Annotated in this window: 18 protein-coding genes; 7 read left to right on the top strand and 11 right to left on the bottom strand. The window is 73.3% G+C overall.

All coding sequences use genetic code 11. The features are described 5' to 3' along the window. Position 1: 1 nt before the first annotated feature. Genes ACERM0_RS09935 through ACERM0_RS09925 form a run of 3 tightly spaced genes read right to left on the bottom strand, consistent with a single transcriptional unit; the run spans position 2 to position 1,293 of the window. Positions 2-610: an HAD-IA family hydrolase gene (locus tag ACERM0_RS09935; RefSeq protein ID WP_373678420.1), complete on the bottom strand. Its 609-nt coding sequence runs from the start codon at positions 608-610 to the stop codon at positions 2-4. Continuing rightward, positions 607-933, bottom strand: a complete 327-nt coding sequence (locus ACERM0_RS09930) for a redoxin domain-containing protein (RefSeq protein ID WP_373678436.1) — start codon at positions 931-933, stop codon at positions 607-609. Before ACERM0_RS09930 ends, ACERM0_RS09935 begins: the two co-directional genes overlap by 4 nt. After that, the gene (locus ACERM0_RS09925) at positions 934-1,293 is read right to left on the bottom strand and encodes a hypothetical protein (RefSeq protein WP_373678419.1); all 360 of its coding nucleotides are present in this window, start codon (positions 1,291-1,293) and stop codon (positions 934-936) included. 132 nt (positions 1,294-1,425) lie between these two features. On the opposite strand from ACERM0_RS09925, the gene ACERM0_RS09920 reads away from it, so the two are divergent. Continuing rightward, a complete protein-coding gene (locus ACERM0_RS09920) occupies positions 1,426-2,601 on the top strand; it encodes a M20 family metallopeptidase (RefSeq protein WP_373678418.1) in 1,176 nt (391 codons plus the stop codon). A gap of 3 nt (positions 2,602-2,604) precedes the next feature. On the opposite strand, the gene murI is transcribed toward ACERM0_RS09920, so the two are convergent. Beyond that, on the bottom strand, positions 2,605-3,441 hold the full coding sequence (gene murI / locus ACERM0_RS09915; RefSeq protein WP_373678417.1) for a glutamate racemase: 837 nt from the start codon (positions 3,439-3,441) through the stop codon (positions 2,605-2,607). Positions 3,442-3,587: 146 nt separating this feature from the next. On the opposite strand from murI, the gene ACERM0_RS09910 reads away from it, so the two are divergent. The 5 genes from ACERM0_RS09910 (at position 3,588) to ACERM0_RS09890 (ending at position 7,501) form a co-directional block, all read left to right on the top strand. Next, positions 3,588-4,502, top strand: a complete 915-nt coding sequence (locus tag ACERM0_RS09910) for a D-isomer specific 2-hydroxyacid dehydrogenase family protein (RefSeq protein WP_373678416.1) — start codon at positions 3,588-3,590, stop codon at positions 4,500-4,502. 1 nt (position 4,503) lies between these two features. Further along, the gene (locus ACERM0_RS09905) at positions 4,504-5,340 is read left to right on the top strand and encodes a TIGR03619 family F420-dependent LLM class oxidoreductase (RefSeq protein ID WP_373678415.1); all 837 of its coding nucleotides are present in this window, start codon (positions 4,504-4,506) and stop codon (positions 5,338-5,340) included. Next, on the top strand, positions 5,337-6,509 hold the full coding sequence (locus ACERM0_RS09900; RefSeq protein WP_373678414.1) for an alkaline phosphatase family protein: 1,173 nt from the start codon (positions 5,337-5,339) through the stop codon (positions 6,507-6,509). The genes ACERM0_RS09905 and ACERM0_RS09900 overlap by 4 nt, the downstream gene beginning before the upstream one ends. 1 nt (position 6,510) lies before the next feature. Further along, the gene (locus ACERM0_RS09895; protein WP_373678413.1) at positions 6,511-7,005 is read left to right on the top strand and encodes a YbaK/EbsC family protein; all 495 of its coding nucleotides are present in this window, start codon (positions 6,511-6,513) and stop codon (positions 7,003-7,005) included. Between the two features lie 67 nt (positions 7,006-7,072). Beyond that, positions 7,073-7,501, top strand: coding sequence for an SRPBCC family protein (locus tag ACERM0_RS09890; protein WP_373678412.1), 429 nt, complete (start codon positions 7,073-7,075; stop codon positions 7,499-7,501). A gap of 6 nt (positions 7,502-7,507) precedes the next feature. Here the strand turns inward: ACERM0_RS09890 and ACERM0_RS09885 are convergent, their stop codons facing one another. After that, a complete protein-coding gene (locus tag ACERM0_RS09885; RefSeq protein WP_373678411.1) occupies positions 7,508-8,437 on the bottom strand; it encodes an alpha/beta hydrolase family protein in 930 nt (309 codons plus the stop codon). Between the two features lie 138 nt (positions 8,438-8,575). Here ACERM0_RS09885 and ACERM0_RS09880 point away from each other — a divergent pair, with 138 nt between their 5' ends. Then, positions 8,576-9,130 carry a helix-turn-helix domain-containing protein gene (locus tag ACERM0_RS09880; RefSeq protein ID WP_373678410.1) on the top strand — a complete coding sequence of 185 codons (555 nt, stop codon included), beginning with the start codon at positions 8,576-8,578 and terminating at the stop codon, positions 9,128-9,130. A 40-nt stretch (positions 9,131-9,170) separates the two neighbouring features. Here the strand turns inward: ACERM0_RS09880 and ACERM0_RS09875 are convergent, their stop codons facing one another. From ACERM0_RS09875 to ACERM0_RS09850, 6 genes are all read right to left on the bottom strand, one after another. After that, a complete protein-coding gene (locus tag ACERM0_RS09875) occupies positions 9,171-13,277 on the bottom strand; it encodes an S-layer homology domain-containing protein (RefSeq protein WP_373678409.1) in 4,107 nt (1,368 codons plus the stop codon). A gap of 350 nt (positions 13,278-13,627) precedes the next feature. After that, complete coding sequence (gene leuD, locus ACERM0_RS09870) at positions 13,628-14,257, bottom strand: 3-isopropylmalate dehydratase small subunit (RefSeq protein WP_373678408.1); 630 nt, start codon at positions 14,255-14,257, stop codon at positions 13,628-13,630. Beyond that, positions 14,257-15,714 carry a 3-isopropylmalate dehydratase large subunit gene (leuC, locus tag ACERM0_RS09865; RefSeq protein ID WP_373678407.1) on the bottom strand — a complete coding sequence of 486 codons (1,458 nt, stop codon included), beginning with the start codon at positions 15,712-15,714 and terminating at the stop codon, positions 14,257-14,259. The genes leuD and leuC overlap by 1 nt, the downstream gene beginning before the upstream one ends. Before the next feature lie 90 nt (positions 15,715-15,804). Continuing rightward, entirely contained in the window at positions 15,805-15,996 is a 192-nt protein-coding gene (locus ACERM0_RS09860) for a hypothetical protein (protein ID WP_373678406.1), read from the bottom strand. A gap of 78 nt (positions 15,997-16,074) precedes the next feature. Continuing rightward, positions 16,075-17,757 carry a 2-isopropylmalate synthase gene (locus ACERM0_RS09855; protein ID WP_373678405.1) on the bottom strand — a complete coding sequence of 561 codons (1,683 nt, stop codon included), beginning with the start codon at positions 17,755-17,757 and terminating at the stop codon, positions 16,075-16,077. A gap of 407 nt (positions 17,758-18,164) precedes the next feature. Beyond that, positions 18,165-20,972, bottom strand: coding sequence for a M36 family metallopeptidase (locus ACERM0_RS09850; protein WP_373678404.1), 2,808 nt, complete (start codon positions 20,970-20,972; stop codon positions 18,165-18,167). Positions 20,973-20,980 lie beyond the last annotated feature (8 nt).

The raw sequence follows: 20,980 nt of genomic DNA, 5'->3' as shown, positions 1-20,980 counted from the left end.
ACTAGCCGGCGCCGCGGTCGGCCGTCCGGGCCGGCAGCACCCCGTGGTCAGCGAGGAACCGGCGCACCCCCGTCACGTCGCGGTAGCGGTGGGCGGCGATGCCGACCTCGCGGGCGCCGGTGACGTTCTCCTCGCGGTCGTCCACGAACAGCACCTCGGCGGCCGCGTACCCGAGCTCGTCCAGCAGGCCATGGAAGAAGCGGGCGTCCGGCTTCCGGGCGCCGAGGTGGCAGGAGGCGAGCACGCGGTCGAAGCGGCCGGCGAGCAGCGTGTCGGCCAGGTCGTCGATCCAGCGCGGGTAGTTGCTGGCGGTCGCCCGCAGCACCGTGCCGCCCAGTTCGTCCAGCAGCTCGGCCATGCCCTCCAGCCACGTGGTTCCGGACAGCCGTGTGCGGTGGAACGCGTCCGGGTCGACGTCGATGCCGTGCTCGGTGAACGCCGCCCAGTAGTCGGCCTCGGCCAGCTCGTCGCGTTCCAGGGCCGGGTACGCCTGCGGCGGGCGGCGACGGAACAGCTCGTCGAGCGGCAGCCCCGTCGCGGCCCGCAGCGCCTCGCGGTAGGGGTCGCGAACAACGGTGTCCATGAGGTCGAAGGCCACCGCGCGGATCATCCGGCGCCTCCGGTCGGGTCGCCGCCGTCGGCCAGCGCCGCCAGCCGGGCGAACAGCTGGTCGCGCGACAGCTCGCCGAGGACGCGTTCCACCTCGCCGTCGGCGTCGACGAACACCCAGGCCGGCTGCACCCGGACACCGAGGTGCGCCCACAGCGAGCCGTCGTCGTCCACGACCGTGGTCATGTCACCCAGGCCGTGACGGTCGCGGAAGTCACGCATGGCGTCGTCGCCGTCCTGCGCGGCGACGCCGACGAAGCGGATGGCCTCGCCGAAGGTGTCCAGCGCCTCCGCGACCGCGGGGGCCTCCCGGTTGCACTGCAGTCACCACGGCGTCCACATCCACAGCACGGCGTCCTCGCCGCGCAGCGTCGCCAGGTCCACCTCGCCACCGTCCAGCGACCGACCGGACACCGACAACAGCGTCGTCGCCTCGTCGCCGTCGGAGCGTGCCGGGTCGTCGGGTTCGGCGGCGCCATCCGGTTCCGGCGCGCCCTCCGGATCCGCGTCGCCACCCGGTTCCGGCGCGTCATCCGGTTCCGCGGTGCCGGCGTCCCGGTCCTCCGCGTCGGGCGCACCGGTGACCGCACCGTCGTCGCCGTCCGCCGCCCCGCCGTCACCGCAGCCGGCCAGCACCACGACGCAGACCGCGGACGCCACGAACGCGCGGCGAGGTGGGCGCATGGTCGGGGCGACCTCCGGATCGGTGCCCTAGGTTCGGCGACCGTACCGCCACGGACCGGCGCGTCCGTGGCGTCCGCGCCGGACGTCGCTCCGGCGTCCCCGATCCGTGAGCCCGCAGACCTGGAGCACGCCGTGGACCTCCGCGACCATCTCGGCACGACGATCGACGACCGCCGCGACACACTCGTCGCGCTCTCGCACGCCGTCCACGGTGACGCCGAGGTCGGCTTCGAGGAGCACCGCTCGTCGCGTCGGGTTGCCGAGGCGCTGGCCACCGGCGGTTTCGACGTCCAGCACGGGGTCGCGGGGCTGGACACGGCCGTCGTCGCCCGCGCCGGCAGCGGACCGCTGCGGATCGGCGTCTGCGCGGAGTACGACGCCCTGCCCGGGATCGGGCACGCCTGCGGCCACAACATCATCGCGGCCTCGGCGGTCGGGGCCGCCCTCGCCCTGGCCGAGGTGGCCGACGACCTCGGTATCGAGGTGGTCGTGCTGGGGACGCCGGCCGAGGAGGGCGGCGGCGGCAAGATCCTGATGATGGAGGGCGGCGCGTTCGACGGCCTGCACGCCGCGATGATGGTGCACCCGGCCCCGTACGAGGCCGCGCAGATGACGTGCCTGGCGGTGCAGCACTTCGAGGTCCGCTACCGCGGCCGCTCGGCGCACGCCTCCGCCTACCCACAGCTGGGCGTGAACGCGGCCGACGCGCTGACGGTCGCCCAGGTCGCCGTCGGGCTGCTGCGGCAGCACATCCGCCCGACCGACCGGATCCACGGCATCGTGACCGACGGCGGTGATGCCCCCAACATCGTCCCGGAGCGCACGGCCGGCACCTGGTACGTCCGGTCCCGCACGCTCACGGAACTGGCCGACCTGTACCCGCGGGTGCAGCGGTGCTTCGAGGCCGGCGCGCTGGCCACCGGCGCCACCGTCAGCTTCGACGAGCCGGGCCCGGCGTACTCGGAGTTCCTCCCCGACGAGGCGCTGTGCCAGCTCTACGTCGAGGAGGCGGCGGCGATCGGGCGCCGCTTCCCCGCGGCCGGCGAGGACACGGCGCTGGCCGGCTCGACCGACATGGCCAACGTGTCGCTGGCGATGCCGGCGATCCATCCGATGCTGGCCATCGACGCCCGCGGGGCCGTCAACCACCAGCCGGAGTTCACCGCCGCCTGCGTCACGCCGTCCGCCGACCAGGCCGTACGCGACGGGGCGCTGGCGATGGCCCGCACCGCGGCCGCCGCCGCGTCGCGCGACGCCCTGCGCGATCGGCTGCTGGCACGCGCCTACGAGGCACCGGCCGTGCGGTGAGCCTCACGCGGTCAGCGCGTCCCGGTCGTCGACGGTCGCCCCGTCCCAGGCGTGGCCGCGGACGTCCCCGAGCGCGAAGCCGAGGAAGCGCTCCCCGAGCTCCGCGAACCGGTCCGGCATCCCGGAGGTCAGGAAGACGCGCTCCCCCGGCCGAATCCGACGCGTGAGCCAGCCCATCCGCTCGAGCAGGTCACGGACCTCGAAGGCGGTCTCGTCGGCGCTGGACACCAACGTCACGTGCCGGCCGACGACCTCCCCGATCGCCCGTGACAGCAACGGGTAGTGCGTGCAGCCGAGCACCAGCGTGTCGGTCCGGGCGGTCAGCAGCGGCGCGAGGCGGTCGCGCACGACCTGGACCGCCTCGGGGGTGTCGGTGCGGCCCTCCTCGACGAGCTCGACGAAGCCCGGGCACGCGAGCACTTCGACGTCGAGGTGGAGGTCGAGCCGGGCGGCCGTGCGCTCGTAGACCCGGCTCGCTGCCGTCATGCGGGTCCCGATGACGACCGTCCGGCGGCTGCGGGACGCGCTGGCTGCGGCGCGCAGGCCCGGCTCCACCACCCCGACGACGGGCACGTCCAGGCGCTCGCGCAGCAGGTCCAGCGCGGCGGCCGTGGCCGAGTTGCACGCGACGACCAGCATCTTCGCGCCCGCATCCACCAGCAGGTCGGCGATCTGCCCACTGAACGCGCGCAGTTCGGCCGCCGAGCGGTCCCCGTACGGGTAGCGCGCCGTGTCGCCGAAGTACACCAGGTCCTCGTGCGGCAGCAGGTCCGCGAGGGCCTGGAGGACCGTCAGCCCGCCAAGGCCGCTGTCGAACACCCCGATCGGACCGTCCTGCACGCGCTCGCCTGTCGACGTGGGGGGGACGAAGGTCCCGGGACGGTACCGCGCCGGTCATCGACGTCGGCCGGGGCGCCGCACGTGCCGGCGCGCCGGCAGCGCGGCTAGCGTCGTGCTCCGCCGGGACGGTGGAGAGGAGCTCGCCGGTGGGACGTCCACGTATCGCCGTGTTGCCCGAGGACCGCGCACCGGCGTTGTCCGACGCCGTCGAGGAGGGCGGCGGCGAACTCGTCGACGTTGCCGACGCCGAGGCGCTGATGTGGGTCGACGCCGCCGGCGCCGACCGGCTGCGCGAGGTCCTCGACGAGCATCCCGACATCGGCTGGGTGCAGTTGCCGTGGGCGGGCATCGAGCCGTTCGTCGACGTCCTGGACGACCGGCGCACCTGGACCTGCGGCAAGGGCGTCTACGCCGAGCCGGTCGCCGAGCACGTCCTCGCCCTGGCACTCGGCGGCATGCGTGGTGTCGGCCGCTACGCGCGCGCCACGACCTGGTCCGAGCCCTACGGCGTCAACCTGCTGGGCGGGCGCGTCACCATCCTCGGCGGTGGCGCCATCACCACCTCGCTGGTCCGGCTGCTCCGGCCGTTCGGTGCGCACCTGACCGTGGTGCGCCGCCGTCCCGACCCGATCCCCGGCGTCGCCGAGGTGGTCGGCATGGACCGTCTCCACGAGGCGCTGGCGGGACGGGACCTCGTCGTGCTGGCTCTCGCGCTGACGCCGGAGACCCGTGGGGTCATCGACGCGGCGGCGCTGGACGCGATGGCCGGGCACGCCTGGCTCGTCAACGTCGCCCGCGGCGGCCACGTCGTGACCGACGACCTCGTCGCCGCCCTGCGCGAGGGGCGCATCGGGGGCGCCGCGCTGGACGTGACCGATCCCGAGCCCCTGCCCGACGACCACCCGCTGTGGACGCTCGACAACGTGATCATCACCCCGCACGTCGGCAACACCCCCGAGATGGGCCGCAAGCTGCTGGCCAACCGGATCCGAGAGAACGTCCAGCGCTACGGGGACGGGCAGGAACTGCTCGGCCCGGTGTTCGTCGACCTCGGCTACTGACGTGCACCTCGGCGTCGCGATCTTCGTGACCGACCGGTCCATCGGGCCGGCCGAGCTCGCGACGGCCGTCGAGGAGCGGGGCCTCGATTCGCTGTTCGTGCCCGAGCACACCCACATGCCCACCGACCACAGCCCCCACCCGTCGGGCCGACCGCTGCCGGAACCGTACGAGCGCACGCTGGATCCCTTCGTGACGCTGGCGGCCGCCGCCGCCGTCACCGACCGCATCAGGCTGGGCACGGGCATCTGCCTGGTCGCGCAGCGCGACCCGATCGTGACCGCGAAGGCCGTCGCCAGCCTGGACGCGCTGTCGAACGGGCGGGTGGTGTTCGGCGTCGGCTACGGCTGGAACCGCCCGGAGGTCGAGGCCCACGGCGTGGCGTGGGCGGAGCGACGTGACGTGGTGCGCGACCGGCTGCAGCTCATGCGGACGCTGTGGCGCGACGAGACCGCCGAGGTGAGCACCCCGACGGCGCGCCTGGCGCCGTCGCGGGCCTGGCCGAAGCCCGTCCAGCGGCCGCATCCGCCGGTGCTGCTGGGCGCCGCGCTGGGACCCCGGACGCTGACGGACCTGGTGAGCGTCGGCGACGGCTGGATGCCGCAGGGACTGCGGGCGACCCGCGACGGCCTGCCGCGGCTCCTCGAGGCCTGGCAAGGGGCGGGCCGGACCGGACGACCGCACGTGCACGTCTACGGCACGCGTCCCGACCCGGACACGCTGTCGCGTCTGGCCGAACTGGGCGTCGACGCGGTCAGCCTGTGGCTGCCGTCGGCCGGTCGCGACGAGGTCCTGCCCGAGCTCGACCGGGTCGCGGCCCTGCGCGACCGCCTGGCGTGACGGCGCCCGCGCTGCCTCGTGCGCCGCGCTACGGCACGGCGAGCCTGGCCGAACTGCTCCCCGCCGCCGCCACGGTGCTCGGCGGTGGGGCCGACGCGCTCCTGCCCTGGCCGGCCGGGATCCGCGGCGTGGTCGTGCTGGTGGCCGACGGCCTCGGCCGGCGGCAACTGGACGCCTACGCGAATCTCGCACCCTTCCTCGCCGCGGTCCCGGGCGCGACGCTCGACGCCCCGTTCCCGTCGACGACCGCGACGAGCCTGTCCTCGCTCGGCACCGGCCGTCCGCCCGGCGAACACGGGATCGTCGGTTTCGCCATGCGCCCGCCCGACCACGACCGGCGGTTGGTGACGCTGACCTGGAGCTGGGACCGGGACCGCCCCGTCGACGACGCCCGTGCCGAGGTGGTACCCGAGGCGCTCCAGCCGCTGCCGACCGTCTTCGCCACGGCGCGGGCGGGCGGCCTGCAGACCGTCACGGTGCTGCAACCCGACTTCGTCGGCTCGGGCCTCACCCGGGCAGCGTTGCGGGGCGGGCGGACGGAGACGGCCGTCGGACTCGACGCCACCCTGGCGACGGCCCTGCAGGCGGTGGTCGGAACGACGGCTGCTCCCGTGCTGGTCTACGCCCACCACGCGGAGATCGACCGGGCCGGACACGTCGCCGGGCCCGGCTCCGACGCCTGGTGTGCGGCGCTCGCGGCGCTGGACGGCACGCTGCAGCGTGTGGCCGCCGACCTGCCCGGCGACGTCGCGCTCGTGGTCACGGCCGACCACGGCATGGTCGCGACATCGGAGGCCGAACTCCTCGAGATCGCCGACGACCCGGCGCTGTGCGACGGCGTCCGGCTGCTGACGGGCGAACCGCGCGCCCGGTACCTGCACACCGTCGAGGGGGCCGCGGAGGACGTCGCGGCCGCCTGGCGCGAACGGGTCGGTGCCCGCGGCCACGTGGTGGAGCGCGACGTGGCGATCGACGCCGGCTGGTACGGCCCGACGGTGACGCCCCGGGTGCGCCGGTCGATCGGTGACGTCGTCGTCGTGGCGGACGGCACGGTGGGCTTCGTCCACGCGATGCACGACCCACGGGGCGGGCACCTGGCCGGACACCACGGCGCCCTCACCCCCGATGAACTCGAGATACCCGCACTGGTGGTGACGAGGAGTGGCTGACATGGATGCGTCCCGTGTGGTCGAGGCGCAGGTGCTGCGCGCCGTGGAGGCGACGGGCGCTGCCTACGACGCGATCGAGATCGACCCGGCACTCGCCGACACCGCCGACTTCTGCGCCCACTACGGCTACGACCCCGCGGCGTCCGGCAACTGCATCCTCGTCGCGTCCCGTGACGACCCGCCGGTGCTGGCCGCGTGCCTGGTGCTCGCGACGACGCGACTCGACGTCAACAAGCGGGTCCGCAAGCTGCTCGGGGTGCGCAAGCTGTCCTTCGCACCGGCCGACCTCACCCGCGCGGTCACCGGCATGGAGATCGGCGGCGTCACCCCGTTCGCCCTGCCGGGCGACGTGCCGCTGTACCTCGACGCCCGCATCCGCGAACTGGACCGGGTGATCGTCGGCGGTGGCAGTCGGTCGCTGAAGCTGCTGGTGGCCCCGGACGCGCTGGTGTCGGTCGGCGGCGAGTTCGTCGAGGATCTCGCCGTCGAGGCCTGAGCTGAGCCCGCCGGCGCCGGCAACCTCGCGACGGCGCGGAGGCGGCACGATCGAGGAGGAGGGTGGCGTGGACCGGTTCGAGGAACGGCGGCGGGCGGAAGCCCCCATCGAGACCTGCTGGGACGTCCTGACGGCGGCGGAGCACGCCCCCGCCTGGGTCCCGTTCGTGTCGGCGGCCAGCGCCCACGGCGAGCCCGGGGTCGGCCGTCTGCTGGTCGTGACCGGGTCCGTGCTCGGCTTCACCATGGACGTGGAGCAGACGGTCGATCTGTGGGAGCCGCCGCACGCCTACGGCTGGCGCGCGGAGCAGCCGTTCCCGACCCGGCTGCGGGTCGAGCTGGCCGCCCTGACGCCGGCGACGACGCACGTCGTCGCCAGCATCGAGGCGGCACTGGAGCGCTTTCCCGTCGGTCGTCGGGTCGCGAAGGTGACGGTGCGCCGACAGTTCGCGAAGTCGGCGGACAACCTCGTCGCCCTGGTGGCGGCCGCCTCCTGACGTCGGTCAGACGCGGGCACCCACCCGTGCGGTGGCCCAACCGATCAGCGCCTCCGTGACGCGCGGGTCCAGCGGCTGCGTACGGATCTGCTTCTTGTAGGCACCGATCGCGCCCGTGCCCGGGGTGTGGCGCAGCACGTGGTTCAGATCGGGGACGAGCCGCGTGTCCAGCGGCGCCCGGACGAGCGTCTCCATGCGCTGGAGGTCGGCCGGGTCGGCCTGCAGGTCCTTGTCACCGGTGATGGCCAGGACCGGCGCCGTGATCCGCGGCAGGTCGGCCGCCGCGTCGTGGTCGAGGAACCCCCGCATCCAGGCGGCATTGAGGCGCCGGCCCTGCACCCGGATGACGCGTGCGTCCGAGGCGCGCAGCCGTGCGAAGAGCTTGTCCTGCGCCTTCGTGGGATCCTGCCGCAACAGGCGCAGCAGGCCGCGTACGGCGGCCGGCAGCGTCGGCATGATCGCGCGTGCCTGCCACCGCAGGGTCGCCTCGCCGGAGCCCGCCATGCCCGCGAGCAGCACGACACCCGCCAGGTCGGACTCGTCGGCGGCGATGGCCGCGGCGTGGACCGCGCCCTCACTGTGGCCGATCACGAGCACCCGCGCCGCGTCGACCTCCGGCCGCGCACGCAGCGCCGCGAGCGCGGCCCGGCCGTCGTCGCGGCACTCCTCGAAGGATGCGGCCAGGAACTCGCCCTGGCTGGCACCGACGCCGCGCTTGTCGTAGCGCAGCGACGCGATGCCCGCGGCGGCCAGCGCCTCGGCCAGGTCCCGGGTGACGCCCAGCGGGATGCGGCGGTGGTCGCTGTCACGGTCCACCGGACCGGAGCCGACGAGCAGCACGGCGGCGGGGTGGGGGCCGGGACCGTCGGGCACCGTGAGGGTGCCGGCGAGGGCGAGGCCGTCGGCGGTGGTCAAGGTCAGCTCACGCGATCCCATGGCTGGTGTCTTCTCGGATCGGCGCGGGGGCCACTCCCCCGCGGTCGGGGTCGAGCGCGATGCACCGTGCCAGTGCAACGTTCTCAACAATGAGAACATTACGCTAGGCTCCCGTCACGACGAGGCGAGAGGCTCGACATGGGCGGCGCGCGCACGGACCTGCTGCTGCACCCGGTCCGCATCCGGGTCGTGCAGGCCGCGGTGGGATGCGAACTCACCACCGGTGAACTCGCCGCGGCGCTGCCCGACGTGCCGACCGCCAGCCTGTACCGCCACGTGCGCCGCCTGGTCGACGGCGGCGTGTTGGAGGTCGTCGCCGAGCGGCCGGTACGCGGCACGGTCGAGCGCACCTACCGCGTGGCGCTGGACGCGGCCTCGCTGGATCCCGACGACGTGGCCGGGCTGTCGCCGCACCAGCACGTGGAGGCGCTGGCGGCCTTCACGACGGGACTCCTGCAGTCGGCAACGCGGTACCTCGACGACCCGGTGGCGGATCCGGCCGGTGACGGCTTCGGCTACCGGCAGGTCCCGATGTGGGCCGACGACGAGGAGTTCGCCGCCTTCGTCGCCGACCTGCGGGCGGTGCTGCGCCGCGCCGCCGAGCGGGGCCCTGGTCCCGGGCGGCGGCGCCGCACCCTCACCACCGTCGTGGTGCCCGACCCGCTGCCGCCTGGCGCGTGGGACGAGGGCTGACGGCCGGCCGCCTGTGGTGTCGGGCGGCCGGCCACCATGGTCAGTCCGACGGCAGGTCCAGGCGACCCTCCACCACCCAGGTCCCGGCGAGACGGGCGATCACCGAGGCCATCTGCGCCCGCGTGATGTCGGCCTTGGGGGCGAAGCGACCGGGGCCACGACCGAGGATCCATCCCGCGTGCGCCGCCTTGTTGATGTTGGCCTCGTGGGCGTTGCCGTCGTCGTCGGTGAAGGCGTCGGGACCCGCCGGCAACGGCGCCCCCGCCACGTACTCGTGCATGCGCACCATCAGGGTCGCGGCCTGCGCGCGGTCGATGGCGGCGGTCGGGCGGAACGTGCGCTCGTCGTAGCCCCGGATGATCCCGGCGGCGGTCAGCCGCCCGATCGCCTCGGCATGGACGTCGCCCCGCGGGACGTCGCGGAAGGTGTCACGGGGCGCCGGCAGGTCGGTGCCGCTGGCGCGCACGAGGCGTTCGATGGCCGAGGCGAACTGGGCCCGGGTGATGTCGCGGCCGGGCCGGAACGTGCCGTCCGGATAGCCGAGGAACAACTTGTGCCAGGCGACGCAGTCGATGGCGGCGCGGTGCTCACCCGCCGACACGTCGGGGAAGCCGGCAGGCGGCACCCGCCCCGGCGGGCAGGCGGCGTCCACCGGTCGTGGTCCGCCAGGCCCACCGGGATCGGTCGGATCGGTGGGGTCGGTCGGGTCGGTCGGGTCAATGGGGTCGGTGGGGTCGGTGGGGTCGGTCGGGTCGGTCGGGTCGGTCGGGTCGCCCGGCGCGGTCACCGTCCAGGTGAAGGACGTCTCGACCGGCGCTGCCTCGCCGTCGGTCACCGCGATGGTGACGGCGTAGGGGCCGGCAGTCGCGGCTGCGATCGTCCCGCTGATCGTGCCGGTCGCCGGCTCGATCGACGTGCCGGGTGGCAGCCCCGTCGCCGTGTACGTCAGGGTGTCACCGTCGGCGTCGGTCGCCGTGGCCGCGAACGTGACGCTCGCACCCTCGGCGTCGGTGCGGTCGGGCACCTCCGCCGCGAAGGCCGGCGGTGAGTTCACCACCGTCACCGCCGCGGAGACGACGGGCTGGCTGGCGCCGCCGGTGCCGTGGGCCACCACCTGCACGGCCACCCGGTCGCCCTTGTCGCCGTGGCCGGGTTCGGCGAGGTCGAGCGTGCGCGACGTCGCTCCGGGGATGGGCGTGTCGTTGCGGAGCCACTGGTAGGTGACCGTGACCGGACCGTCACCGGTCACGGTCGCCGACGCCTCCAGCACCTCGTCGGTCCGGGGCTGCGAGGGCGACACCGTGACCGCGTCAACCACCGGTGCGGCCGGCGTCGAGGGCGTCACGGTCCACGTGAAGCTCGTCGTCGCGGTACCCGGGTCCGGCGCGGGCCCGGGCGCGTCGATGCCGGCGGCACCCTTGAAGGCGACCAGCGAGGCGACCGCGCTGTTGACGGCGTTCGTCCACGACTCGGTGGTCTCGTACTCGCCGCGTGCACTGACGATGCGGTCGGCCACGGTGAGACGTCGCCCGTCGACCCGCTGCGCGAACCCGTTGGTCCAGGCACCGGCGAAGTCGCGGGTGCCGTTGAGTCCGACGGCGGCCACCAGCAGGTCGTCGGGGTGGCCCGTCGGCGGCGTCGTGCCGGTCGAGAGCTGTTCCACGCCCGATCCGGTCGCGAAGACCGTGCGGTCGAGCACGTCGGTCTGCACGTCGTGCATGCCCGCGTACTCGAGCACGGCCAGGCTCATGAAGACGGGCTCGCCGCTCTTCTGCAGCGTCACCGTGGACGGATCGCCCTCGTCCGCGACGCGGTAGAAGACCACCGCCTCGCCACCGCTGGTGTTGGTCTCGAGCGCCAGGCTCCAGCCGGCCGGGAGCGTGGGAACCCGATTCGCCGCATAATGGCCGACCGCGACCAGCAGGTTGCCCGGCGTCGGCGGCTGGTCGAGGGTCAACGTCACCTCGTCGACGCCGCTGGCATCGGTCGCCGTCTGCTGGACCCGGGTGATGGGCGGCGGCGGATCGGTCGGCGTCGGCGCGTCGTCGGAGACGGTCACCGTGACCGCGTAGGGACCCCCGGCGGCGGCACCGGCGGTGATGGTGCCGGCGATCCGGCCGGTCTCGGCGTCGATCGAGATGCCTGGCGGCAGGCCCGTGGCCTCGAAGCGGAGGACGTCGTCGTCGGCGTCGCTGGCCGCGGCGACGAACTCGACCGTGGCGCCCTCGGGATCGGTCCGGTCCGGGAGCGCCCGGTCGAAGGCGGGCGCGGAGTTGCGAACCCGCACCGGGGTCGAGGTCCGCACGTCCTCGAGTTGGCCGTCGGAAGCCGTGACCCGAACGGTGATCTCGTCTCCGCGGTCGCCGTTGCCGGGACCCGACAGGTCCAGGGTCCTACCGGTGCGGCCCGGCAGGTCGACGCCGTTCTTGCGCCACTGGTAGCGCAGTTGGACCTGATCGCCGTCGGGGTCGCTGGCCTGTGCCGTGACGGTGAGCGTGTCGTCGGTGCGGGGATTCGCGGGGGCGATGGTGATCGCCGTGATCACCGGCGGGCTGTTCCCGGACGCCTGCAGCGTCAGTTCGAACAGCTTGCCGTCGTTCTCGTTCGGGTCGGCCCCGTTGTCGACGGCCCGGTCGACGATCCAGATGTTGTCGTGACCCGCGTCGTTGCTCGCCGGCGCCATCGACATGCCCGACAGGAAGGTCATCCCGTCGACCCGCGCGTCGATGATGCGGACCAGTTCGCCGGTCTTCTCGACCTCGTAGATGCGCCGCGTACGTCGGTCACCGACGAGCAGCGTCCCTCGCTCCTGGTCGGCCGCCAGCCCCTCGACGTCGGTCGCGCCGTAGCGCCCGACGTCGAAGGACGTGACCACGTCGTCGGCGTCGCCGAAGACGCCGTTGACCGGATCGACGCGGTAGACCTGCGTGCTGATGCCGTCGAGGAAGAACAGGTGGCCGGTGGCGGGGTCGAACTCCGGGTCCTCGGTGTCGGTCAGCCCGAGCACGGCCGTGTTGAGGAAGCCGCGTGTGTCGTCGGCGGTCCCGAACTGCCCGTCCGGGCCGGCCCGGACGACGTGGACCCCGTTGGTGCCGGCATCGGTCGAGATGAACAGCGTGTTGGTCGCCGGGTCGTGGCTGACGCCGGTGGGCTCGTTGGTGAACGCCAGCGTGTTCCAGCCGCGCACGACCTGGCCGCGGCGGGTGACCTCCCACACGTTCACACCGTGGTAACCGGCGCCGGTGACCTCGTTGACCTCGGAGTCCACGACCGTGAGGAGGTCGCGCGCGGGCAGGTAGGTGACGCCCGAGGGGTCGGGGCTCGCCGGTACCCACTGCGAGGTGTCGATGGTCTGCACCAGGCGGGCCGTCACCAGCGGGACGTCGGCGGCGGCCACCTGTTCGAGTGTCACCTCGACGACGCCGCCGAACAGGTCCGCGTCTCCCGCGTCGGCGACGAACAGGTTCAGCGTGTCGGGGGCGTCGGTGGTGTCGGAGCTCGGGGCGAACACCATCGCCTGCGGGTCGCGGAGGCCGACGTCGCCGAGGTCGTAGGAGCGCTGCGTGCGCCCGGCGCCGTCGACACCGTGCAGGGTCTGTGACGCCGCGTCGAGGACGTACAGCAGGTCGTGGCCGGGGTGGTGGGCCAGGCCGCGTAGGTCGCCGTCGACGTCGAGCGGCACGCGCCCGCGGTCGGCGTCCACCGGCACGAGCTCGGCCGTGGCCGCGTCGAGCACCACGAGCCTGCCGTCGTCGTCGAGGGTCGCCCCGGCCGGCGTCGCCACGTCGGTCGCCAGGCGGCTGCGCGCGGCCGTCGACCGCCGCCGGTCGAGGTCGTCGGCCGCCACCTCGACCAGGCCACCGCCGGCGAGGGCGACGAGGTCACCCTCGGCCCCGGTGGTGAGGGTGGCGACCTCGATCCCGGCCGTGCCGGCCACGTCGAGCGTGCCCAGCAGCCGCTCGCCCGTGCCGAGCCGCACCAACGAGGTGACGCCGGCGTCCGCCTCCGCCACCACGAGACCGGCGTCGGGCGCCCAGGCCACACCGCCGGGTCGCGCGACCCCGAACGGCCCGGTGTGCACGGTGCGGACCTCCCGTGCCACGAGCGGTTCCTGGGCGACGGCGACGCCCGCGTGCACCACCAACATCGAGGCCACGACTGCCAGTGCGAGTGCCCCGGCACCAGCTCGCCGCAGGTGCCACACCGCCGCCGTGCTACCGCTCCGATCCCGCCCCATGGCACGCCCCCCGCGTCCGGTCGGCGAGGGTCCGTCGGCGGTTGTCCCCGGCGACGCGCCCCTCGTATCCGAAGACCCTCACCTGACCTCGGCCATCGGCGTAGGGACGGACGTCCCGCGTTGGCCATCGGGCCGCGCGACGGGGGCTCACCCGAGCCGGCCCGTGACACACGCATCGGCCCGCCGCCGCGACCTCCAGGGGCGCGTGCGGCGGGCCGTGGGCTACGGCGGGGCGCGGTCGAGCCACGCCCGCGGCTTGGTCAGGGCGTCGGCACCAGCGGCTTCCAGCCGGGGCGGGTGCGCTCGTACGCGGTGATGGCGTCGTCGTCCTGCAGGGTCAGGCCGATGTCGTCGAGGCCCTCCAGCAGGCAGTGCCGGGTGTGGGGATCGATGTCGAAGTGCGCGTCGACGCCGGCGAGCTGGCCGACGGCGGGCACGCTGACCTGCTGCCGTCGGAGGTCGACGGTCAGTTCGACCGACGGGTCGGCGGCCACGAGGTCGAAGATCTGGCGGACGACGGGCTCGCCCAACTGGACGGCGAGGACGCCGATCTTGCCGCAGTTCGTGCGGAAGATGTCCGCGAAGCTGGGCGCGATGATGGCGCGGAAGCCGGCGTCCTCCAGTGCCCAGGGCGCGTGTTCGCGCGACGACCCGCACCCGAAGTTGCGGCCGGCCACCAGGACGCTGGCGCCCTGGTGCTCGGGCTTGTTCATCGCGAAGTCCGGGTGCGGTGACCCGTCGTCCCGGTAGCGCCACTCGGAGAAGGCGAACGGCCCGAAGCCGGTGCGCTCGATCCGCTTCAGGAACTGCTTCGGGATGATCTGGTCGGTGTCGACGTCGTTGGCGTCGATGGGGCAGGCGGTGCCCCGGACCACGGTGACGGGTTCCATCAGGCGTCGACCTCCTGCGCGGCGGGCTGCCGGTCGCGGTCGGCGAACTCGCGCACGTCGACGAGTCGGCCGGTGAGTGCCGCGGCGGCCGCCATCGCGGGTGAGACGAGGTGGGTGCGCCCCTTGAAGCCCTGGCGCCCCTCGAAGTTGCGGTTGGACGTGGAGGCGGCGCGTTCGCCGGGCGCGAGCTGGTCGGGGTTCATGCCGAGGCACATCGAGCAGCCGGGGGCCCGCCAGTCGAAGCCGGCCTCGATCAGCACGTCGGCGACGCCCTCGGCCTCGGCGGCCGCCTTCACCAGGCCGGAGCCGGGCACGACCATCGCCCGCAGCCCCGCCTTGACCTTGCGGCCCTGCACGATCTCCGCCACGGCACGCAGGTCCTCGAGCCGACCGTTGGTGCACGAGCCGATGAAGACGGTGTCCAGTTCGATGTCGCGGACCGCCTCGCCGCCCTGCAGGCCCATGTAGTCCAGGGCGCGCTGCCACTGGCGCGCGGTGGCCTCGTCGGGGGCGTCCTGGACACGCGGCACGTTGCCGGTGACGGGGACCGACTGTGCCGGCGTCGTGCCCCAGGTGACGGTCGGGACGACGTCGGCGGCGTCGATGTGCACCACGCGGTCGAAGCTCGCGCCGTCGTCGGTGCGCAGCTCGCGCCACGCCTCCACGGCGGCGTCCCAGGCGGCGCCCGTCGGTGCGTACGGCTTGTCCTTCAGGTACGCGAAGGTGGTCTCGTCGGGTGCGACCAGACCGGCCCGTGCACCGCCTTCGATGGACATGTTGCAAACCGTCATGCGGCCTTCCATCGACAGGTCCTCGAAGGCCTGGCCGCGGTACTCGATGACGTGGCCGGTCCCGCCGTCCACGCCGATGACGCCGAGGATGTGCAGGATCAGGTCCTTGGCCGTGGTGCCGGGCGGCAGCGAACCGGCGACCTCGATCGCCAGGGTCTTCGGCATGCGCTGCGGCAGGGTCTGGGTGGCCAGGACGTGCTCGACCTCGCTGGTGCCGATGCCGAACGCCAGTGCCCCGAAGGCGCCATGGGTGGCCGTGTGCGAGTCACCGCAGACGATGACCGCACCCGGCTGGGTGAGTCCGAGCTCCGGGCCGATGATGTGCACGATGCCCTGGTTGCGGCTGCCCATCGGGAACAGCCGGATGCCGAACTCCTCGCAGTTGCGCCGCAACGCATCGAGTTGTGCGGCCGACAGTTCGTCCTCCAGCGGCAACTCACCGCGGACCTGGCGGGGGTCGGTCGGCACGTTGTGGTCGGCGGTCGCCAGCGTGAGGTCCGGCCGGCGGACGGTGCGGCCGGCGACCCGCAGACCGTCGAACGCCTGCGGCGAGGTGACCTCGTGCACGAGGTGCAGGTCCACGTACAGCAGGTCGGGCTGCCCCTCCCGGGACCGCACCACGTGCTGGTCCCAGATCTTCTCGATGATGGTCCTCGGCTGGCTCATCCGTGTCCTCTTCTCCACGCCGGCATTCGCGCCGGGTGACGGCCGGCGCCGGCCGGGGCCAGAATGCGTGCCCCGGCCGTGGCGGCCGTGTCAGCCGGCCCAGCGCGACGACTGCGCCGCGGCGACGGCGCGGTAGTCGACCTCTTCCGAGCGGTTCACCTCGACGGTGACGTCGTCGGAGCCGGTCGACTCGGTGTACGACGCGGCCACCGAGGCGACCAGCGCCGCCTCGTCCTCGGGCGTGTGGTCCGGCGGGACGTTCAGGCGGATCACGTTCTTCATGGTGCGGTCCTTCGAGATTCGGGGCCGTTCACGGCCGATGGCTTGCCTGGTTGTTCGCGGGCTGCTCCTGCGGCCGGATCACGGCCGGAACTCCGAGCTGCGGTGGACGAGTCGACGCGAGCGGTTGAGCGCGTCCACGTAGGCACGCGCGCTCGCCTCGACGATGTCGGTGGAGACGCCGCGCCCGGTGAAGCGCTGCCCGTCCTCCACTTCCACCGTGACGGTGACCTCACCGAGGGCGTCGATGCCCCCGGTGACGGCCGCCACCTGGAACGAGACCAGGGCGACCCCGTCCCGGCCGACCGCGCGGCGGATCGCGCCGCAGGCTGCGTCGACCATGCCGTCCCCGCCCGCCTTCGCGGTGACCGTCGCGCCGGCGTCGTGGCCGGTCTCGGCCGCGACGTCGGCGCCGACCAGCCGGACCGAGACCTCGGCCGTGGGCTGGACGTCGGTCCCGCCGGTGACGGCGAGGGAGACGAGTTCGTAGTCATCATCGGCCCGGACGTGTGTCTCGTCGATGATGATCGCGGCGACGTCCTCGGAGCTGACGATTCCCTTGCGATCCGCCAGGTCCTTGAAGCGCCGGAAGGCGTTCTGTGCGTCGGCGTCGTCGAGCTCGAAACCGAGGTCCTCGACGGCCTTGAAGAAGGCGTGCCGGCCGGAGTGCTTGCCGAGCACGATCTGCGAGCCGTCCGCGCCGACGTCTTCGCTCTTCATGATCTCGTAGGTCAGCCGGTCGGCCAGCACACCGTGCTGGTGGATGCCCGACTCGTGGGCGAAGGCGTTCGCCCCGACGACCGCCTTGTTCTTCTGCACGCCGTAGCCGGTCAGGCTGGACACCAGCTTCGAGGTGCGCGTCAACTCCGGCGTGTAGAGGCCGTGGTCGACGCCCAGCAGGTCCGCCCGCGTGCGGATGGCCATCACGACCTCTTCGAGCGAGCAGTTGCCCGCGCGCTCCCCGATCCCGTTGACGGCCACCTCGATCTGGCGGGCACCGTTGCGCACGGCCTCCAGGGAGTTGGCCACGGCCAGGCCGAGGTCGTTGTGGCAGTGCACGGAGATGACGACGCCCTTGGCCCCGATGTCGGGGATGCGGCGGTGCAGCTCGGCGATCCAGCCACCGAAGTCGTGCGGCAGCGCGTAGCCGACCGTGTCCGGGATGTTGACCGTCGTCGCGCCGGCCTCGACGGCCGCGGCGACGATGTCGACCAGGAACGCGAAGTCGGTGCGCGTCGCGTCCTGGGGGCTGAACTCCACGTCGTCGGTGAACGTGCGCGCGAGCTCCACCGCCTTGATGGTCTGCTGCAGGATCTCGTCCTCGGACGCCTGCAGCATGTACTTGCGGTGGATGTCGGAGGTCGACAGGAAGGTGTGGATCCGGTGGCGCTTGGCGGGCGCCAGCGACTTGGCGGCGGCTTCGATGTCACCGGGTATGGCGCGGGCCAGCGCGGCGATCACCGGCGGTTCACGCCGGTCGGTCTCGCCCTCGGAGCCGCCGGGCCCCTGCGCGGCGCGCGGGGCGTTGCCGACGATCTCGGCGACGGCCTTGACCGCGTCGAAGTCACCGGGTGAGGCGGCGGAGAAGCCGGCCTCGATGACGTCGACCTGCAGCCGGGCGAGTTGCTCGGCGATCTCGACCTTCTCGCGGGCGTCGAGGGAGATGCCGGGCGACTGCTCGCCGTCGCGCAGGGTCGTGTCGAAGATGGTCACGCCGTCGGGGACGACGGCGCCTGCTTCACGGATGTCGGTGGGGCGACCCATCGGAGTTGTCCTGTTCTGCTCGCCGCGTCTCGCGGCTGATCCTCGTGCGGGATCCCCTTCGATGTGCCTCCGCGTCGCCGTGTGTCAGGGGGTGGAACGGCGCCGCGGCATCAAAGGATGAGCAGAACGACAATGAGCCCGAGCAGGAGCTCGAGCGCGTGCTGCAGCCCACGGCCGGCATCGAGCCGGTCCAGAACGGGGCTGCTCACGTCACGCATGGTCGAGGAGTGTGTCGGCCCCTCGACCGGGAACGCAAATACTCCCGCGCGCTGCGCGTGCGGTGCGCTCGCCGGTCGCCCACGTCCGTGCTCGCGTCGCGGGCCGCGGCGAGCTCGCCGTGGCCCGTGCCGCCGGCACGGGCAGGGGGCGCCCCGATCACGGGACGCCCCCTCCGAACCACCCCCGGGTCAGTCCGACACGAACGAGAAGAACGCGCGGTGCTGGACGCCGTCGTCCAGCGTCAGCACCAGCTCCCGGCAGGTGCCGGCCCAGTCGGCGTCGGTCAGCCACCGGTAGGTGTAGACACCCCGGTTGTTGACCGTCAGGCCGCTGCCGCCCGGTGCTTCCGTCGCGATCGGGCGCGCGCGCGGCGTCACGTGTTCGCCCTCGCTGACGACCGCGAGCGTGTCGCAGTCGACCTGACGCGAGAACGGCGAGTTGCTGGCGAACACGTCGAGCCCCTGGTTGCTGCCGAGGTCGAAGCGCAGCGGCACGACGTCACCCGCGGTCCGCGTGGTCAGCTCGCCAACCGCGCCGCCCGGCGCGAGGAACGGCCGCATGCAGTCGGGGTGGGTGTCGAAGCCCTCGACGGCCGCGGCGCGGCTGTTGTCCACCGACGACGCGCTGTAGCCGAGGCCACGACGCGCGAACGATGCCCACAGCGTGCAGTAGTTCTCACCCCCGGTCAGCACGGTCTCCGCCGCGAGGATGGCGTCACGGCCGGTCACGAAGTTCGGGTTGCAGCCCTGGAACTTCAGCCCGTCCATGACCAACTGCTGCGACAGGTTGTTCCCACCGGTCGACCAGTCCCCGTAGACGTCCGGGTTGAACCCGTGGACGTCGATCAGGTCCCAGGTCATGTCCCACAGGATGGCGTTCCAGCCGTGACCGACGCCGTGCGGTGCCGCCAGCGTGCCACCGTTGAGCCAGGCGCCGGCACCGACGCTGGCGTACGTGAACGGCTGGATGAACATGTCACGCGAGTAGGGCGCGGGGCGGATGCCCGGCCCCTGGCGCGGTGGCTCGTCGTGCCAACGGGCATAGGTGCCCATGCCACGCGGTCCGTCCGGGTCGTCGAGCGCGGGGTCGATCAGCGTCACGATCCCGTGGTAGTCGCTCCAGCCCTCGCCCATCCGCTGGTCGCCGCCGAGGCAGTTGATCCCCGGGCCGCCGGTGAGCCGGTTGGAGATGCCGTGGCTGTACTCGTGCAGGACGATGCCCGCCTCGAGGTCGCCATCACGGAACGGCTCCTGGGCGTTCCAGAGATACATCTGCATGCGCGGTGTGCCGCCGTCGGCAGCCGGCGTGGAGAAGTTGGCGTTGTTCATGCCGCCGCCGTCCTGCGCCTCGCAGTTGACGGCGTCGCCCCCGACGCCTCCGCGCCCGTAGTTGTTGTGCTGGAAGTTGCCCGACGGCTCGTCGAACCCGTAGTGCCAGAACACGTCGTGGGCGACGTTGCACCAGTAGAACAGGTTCGTGACCGCGGCCTCCCAGTACTCGTGCGGGTGCTCCGTGAGGTCGAGCTCGAAGTCGAAGCTCAGGTCCGGTCCGCCGTCCGGCTGTGAGGGCATCGACTGCAGGGCCATGCCGCCGGTGGCGGGCAGCCCCGCCTTGATGGCGTCGCCGTCCGCGAGCGAGACCATCACCGAGGGGATGCTGATGCTCGGGTCGCTGCCGCCCATGGCGATCGGATTGCCCGCCACGTTGTTGGCCACGACGACCCCGACCGCGCCGGCGGCCTGGGCGAATGCGACCTTCTCCACGAACGGGCAGTTGCCGCGATCCATCACGGCGATTGCGCCCGCGGGGAAGTCGATCAGCGGCGCGCACCCCTCCGTCGGGATGCCGGACCCGTCGTCGGCCAGCGCGAAGTCGCCCGTGATGCCGGCTCCGGGGACCGCGGGCCCGAACGAAGCCGCAACGGCACCGTACGAGCCGGCCGCGGACGATGGTTCGTCGACGGTCACGGTCAGCACGGCGTTGTCCGGGCTGTTGCTGTTGTTCCAGTCGGCGTAGGTGTTGGTGTTGTTCCCCCGCGTGATGGTGAAGTCGGGCTCCGGGGTCCCGGAGACGTCGTGCCAGCCGAACGGGGAGGCGTCCGCGTCGGCGGGGTTCTCCACGAGTGCGCGTGGCCCGTCGTTGGGGCTCTCCAGCGGCAGCGGGTACACCCGGTAGCTCGACCCGTCCATCACCGGGTTCGGCGTGAGGATCGGCCCCGAGGCCGGGGAGGCGGCGGTCGCGGTGGTCGCGGTCCCGGATCGGCCGATGCGGGCGGCGATGTCGTCGACGTTGCCGTCCGAGGTCCAGTCCTCGACCTCGAGGAGCTCACCGGTCTCCGCGTCGACGGTGGCGTTCCACAGGTGGACGTCCGACGCGTCGTCGATCACCAGCTGCCAGGCCAGGCGCAGCCCGTCGTCCACGGGCTGCCAACCGAGCGTGGCCGGGATCGGCTGCTCGGAGATGCCGCCGTCGGACACCAGCGCGTCCGCGTCCGCGGACCGGGCGACCGGCAGTTGCTCGAGGCCGACCGGCTCGGCCAGGTCGAGGGCGTCGGCGGCGGCCTCGACCGCCTCCACGGGGTCGAGGTCCGGAGCGGACACGCCGCGGACGCCCACCGCCGGCAGTCCGCTGACGGACGCGCCGCCGACGTGGACGACGCTGCCGTCGGCCGCCACGTTCACGGTCGTGTCCGCGCCGAAGACCTCCAGCCCGGCATAGCGCTGGTTGACGTTGACGTGCGTGACGCCGGTGTGCCGGCTGACGTAGCTGGAGCGGATGTCCAGTTCTGCCACGTCCGCGGCCTGCAGGCCGAGCGTGCCGGCCTCCTGGCGCAGGTAATCGAGCGCGACGTCCTCGGGCGCGCCCTCGTTCGGTCCGGTCAGGAACTGGTGGGCGGGTGAGCCGCCGGTATCGGGACTGGCGCTGACGGGCGCCACCCAGACGCCCGTCGCCACCAGTGCGAGGGCCGTGGCCCCGCTGAACCATCTGGTGCGCATGTTCTCTC

The sequence above is a fragment of the Egicoccus sp. AB-alg2 genome, from assembly GCF_041821065.1.
Lineage (GTDB): Bacteria > Actinomycetota > Nitriliruptoria > Nitriliruptorales > Nitriliruptoraceae > Egicoccus.
The sequence above is the reverse complement of the archived record's forward strand: the minus strand, read 5'-3'. Positions and strand labels throughout refer to the sequence as shown.

Excerpts from the sequence above, each read along its gene's own strand:
- ACERM0_RS09875 (WP_373678409.1), bottom strand. The coding sequence starts at position 13,277 with ATGTTGGTGGTGCACGCGGGCGTCGCCGTCGCCCAGGAACCGCTCGTG.
- ACERM0_RS09925 (WP_373678419.1), bottom strand. The coding sequence starts at position 1,293 with ATGCGCCCACCTCGCCGCGCGTTCGTGGCGTCCGCGGTCTGCGTCGTG.
- leuC (WP_373678407.1), bottom strand. The coding sequence starts at position 15,714 with ATGAGCCAGCCGAGGACCATCATCGAGAAGATCTGGGACCAGCACGTG.
- ACERM0_RS09895 (WP_373678413.1), top strand. The coding sequence starts at position 6,511 with ATGGATGCGTCCCGTGTGGTCGAGGCGCAGGTGCTGCGCGCCGTGGAG.
- ACERM0_RS09935 (WP_373678420.1), bottom strand. The coding sequence starts at position 610 with ATGATCCGCGCGGTGGCCTTCGACCTCATGGACACCGTTGTTCGCGAC.
- ACERM0_RS09860 (WP_373678406.1), bottom strand. The coding sequence starts at position 15,996 with ATGAAGAACGTGATCCGCCTGAACGTCCCGCCGGACCACACGCCCGAG.
- ACERM0_RS09850 (WP_373678404.1), bottom strand. The coding sequence starts at position 20,972 with ATGCGCACCAGATGGTTCAGCGGGGCCACGGCCCTCGCACTGGTGGCG.
- ACERM0_RS09885 (WP_373678411.1), bottom strand. The coding sequence starts at position 8,437 with ATGGGATCGCGTGAGCTGACCTTGACCACCGCCGACGGCCTCGCCCTC.
- ACERM0_RS09880 (WP_373678410.1), top strand. The coding sequence starts at position 8,576 with ATGGGCGGCGCGCGCACGGACCTGCTGCTGCACCCGGTCCGCATCCGG.
- leuD (WP_373678408.1), bottom strand. The coding sequence starts at position 14,257 with ATGGAACCCGTCACCGTGGTCCGGGGCACCGCCTGCCCCATCGACGCC.
- ACERM0_RS09855 (WP_373678405.1), bottom strand. The coding sequence starts at position 17,757 with ATGGGTCGCCCCACCGACATCCGTGAAGCAGGCGCCGTCGTCCCCGAC.